A 2,724-nucleotide genomic window follows, 5' to 3' on the forward strand; every position below is an offset into this window, starting at 1 on the left:
CCAGGGAATCTCCGGCGGGGGATCGTCGAGTGGGAAACCCTCTGGCCGTAGCTCTTCGATGTGCAGTTCCAGATGTTCCGGACCCGCCGCCACCGCTACCCGCCGCTCCACCGAGATCACCATATCTCCATGGTCGCGTCTCGCGGGGTCGGACAGCCCCCGATCGGGTGATCGGGGGCTCGCTGAGCAGGAGGCGAATCTTCGGCTCATGCGATGCGCCCGGGAAATCTCGACAACGCCGAGCGGAGCCAAGGCGTCCGACGAGGAATAGCCGGATCGGTAGTGACGAGTCATGCGGGCGCGTCGATCGGCGGAGCACGTGGATCGGGAGAAAGCGCGGATCGGGAGAAAGCGCGGATCGGGAGAAAGCGCGGACGGGAAGAACACCGGCGTAGAGGCGCAGGCGTAGAGAGTTAGGACGCGGGCGAGGGGGAACGACCCGGGGGTGCGCGTTCGTCCGGCGCCGCCCCCCGGGTCCGTCCGACTCGGGTTCGCTCGATCGGCCAGCCGTCGTTCGATGATCAGGACGGTTAGCCGATTCCCGCGTGCATCTCGAAGTCCAGCGCACCGATGCCGACGAGCCAGTACACCCAGTCGGCGTCGCGGGTCGGGGCGACCTGCCCGCCCGGTGGTTGGTAGCCGACCCGCCTCGCCTTCTCCAGCGCGCCCGCCAACCGGTCGTTGAGCGAGGTCTGCTTGATCCCCAGCCGGTCGGCGGCGGATTTCTTGGGACGTGGATCCGGGTTACGCAGGGGCGGCCACCGTAGATGCTGTTCGAAGACCACGCGGATCGCCTCGGTCTCCTTCTCGGAGAGGCGATCGACCTCGTTGCTCTCCGTCACTCGACGATCGCGGGCGATTCGGCGGACGCTGGTCGGCTCCGGCTCGCATAACAGCAGGTAGCTGCGCTGCGGAGTGCCGCGCAGCCAGACCGCGGTCGGCCGGTCGGTCACCGACACCAGCCCGCCCTGCTCGACGGGATACGTCGGCTGTCCCCAGTTCCGGACATCGGCCTGGTTCAGGTTCGCGATTTCCACATTCCAGCCGCCGCCCGGCGCGGCGGACACGCGGGCGGCCCGGCGGGAGAGTTTCCGGTCCGGCGGGCTGGCGGACAGATGCCGGTGCGACGCGGCATCGCCGCAGACGTCGTCCGGGGCGGCGCCGACGCACAGCTGGTCGGAACGGCGCAGCCGCTGGTCGAATTCGACCCGATCGTCGACGAGGAACCGCAGCCGCATGGCGAGCGAGTGTAACGGTACCCTTCCGCAGGGTCGTTCCGGCCCCTCCGGTCGTTGCTTCCCTGGCGATCTCGTCCGTGCCCGGATACCGGCGTGGGTCAGGCGTCGCTGCCGTCGACCCCGCGCACCGCCCGTGCGTGAATCTGAAACTCTTCGAGGTCGGAGCCGATGAGACGACCGAGAACCCGGATCACATCGGAGCGTTCGATTGCCACCGGGCGCCACAGGATCGCGGATTGGGCTTCGCGCAGACCGGCCTCCCGCGGGAAGGCGAGCAGGCGTCCGCAAACCCAGCTGAGCCGACGTACCTGAGTGGTAATCGGGAAGGCCAGGATGACGCCGTTCTCCACCCGCACCGCGACCACCGGGCGCCGCTTGTAGCCGGCACAGTCCGAGAAGTCGACGCGGGCATCGAGGACCATCGCGGGTCCCAGCGACGTCCACGGAACCGGCCGCAGGTGCTTGAGGGAATTCCCGCTCGGTCGCGGCTTGCCCGTCGTAGTCGATGCCGATCGGGGATGCCCGTCCGGTCCGGACGCGTAGCGGGCGAGGTAATCCGGCAGCGGCTGATCGCGCCGAGTGCGTCGGCGGGCCTGCCGGGCCCGGTCACGGGCAAGTTTCTGCAGTGGGTTGCTCCGCCTGGCCGGGACCTGACGCTGAGCGCGGCGGGAGCTGAACTCGGACACGGTGCCTCCGGAAGGTAGTGGGCCGTTGCCACCGACCGTCGCAGATGCCGCCGATGACGACCAGACCGATAGATGTCGGTTATGGCTGTCCTTTACCTGACGAGGCCGAGCGATACCGTCATATCTCGCGGACAGGCATACTGCAGATCTTTCGCGATCTTGCGGGAGGAAGGGGGGGCCGTCGTGCACGTCGCCGTTGCCACGACCATGGACGCTGATCATCTAGATGATTCGGACGGTAGCGTCGGGATGTCCGCATCCCACGCCCCGGCAGATGTGATCGGGAAGCACCGTTGACCGGCCCGGACGGACCTGTGGTTTCGCCAGGCGACCCGGTTCCGGCGGTGATCACAGGGGTCGCGGGCGGGGACTCCTCCGATGTCCCGGGCGGTGCCCTGGACGGCCCGCGCGCCAGCGATGGTGGCGTCGCCGGGATCGATCCTTTCGGGGCGGTGACCGGTTCACCCGGAGCGCAGGAGGCGAACGAGCTCGGAGGCCCGGACGAGCCGGCGGCCGGGCAGGACGACAGCGACGAGCTGGAAGACCCCACCGGACCCTACGACCCGGGCGGATCCGGTGGTCTGGCCGGACCCGGTGGCCCGGATGCACTTGAGGGTGCCGAGGTGCTCGGCGAAGCCGAAGAGTTGGACGTGCCAGACGTGCCAGACGTGCCAGATGCGCTGGACGAGGCGGAGGACCCGGGTCCGTTCGACGTGACCGCCGAGTCGGTGGAGCCCGGTGACTCGGATCAGCCGTTCCCGTTCGACGACGCACGTCCTGACGACGTCGTTCCCGAGGAC

The 2,724-nt window shown here is 68.9% G+C and carries 2 protein-coding genes and 1 pseudogene; 1 reads left to right on the forward strand and 2 read right to left on the reverse strand.

Annotated features, from left to right (window positions below):
* Positions 1–530: 530 nt before the first annotated feature.
* Positions 531–1,238: a hypothetical protein gene (locus AC08OO_RS11310; protein ID WP_476609864.1), complete on the reverse strand. Its 708-nt coding sequence runs from the start codon at positions 1,236–1,238 to the stop codon at positions 531–533.
* A gap of 98 nt (positions 1,239–1,336) precedes the next feature.
* Positions 1,337–1,924, reverse strand: coding sequence for a hypothetical protein (locus AC08OO_RS11315; RefSeq protein ID WP_476609863.1), 588 nt, complete (start codon positions 1,922–1,924; stop codon positions 1,337–1,339).
* Positions 1,925–2,268: 344 nt separating this feature from the next.
* On the opposite strand from AC08OO_RS11315, the pseudogene AC08OO_RS11320 reads away from it, so the two are divergent.
* Positions 2,269–2,724 (forward strand): annotated as a pseudogene (locus AC08OO_RS11320) (hypothetical protein); the annotation flags it as partial.

Source organism: Frankia sp. CeCAU1 (genome assembly GCF_977971845.1).

What these genes read in the sequence shown, in the direction of transcription:
- AC08OO_RS11310 (WP_476609864.1), bottom strand. Translation starts at nt 1,238, where the DNA reads ATGCGGCTGCGGTTCCTCGTCGACGATCGGGTCGAATTCGACCAGCGG.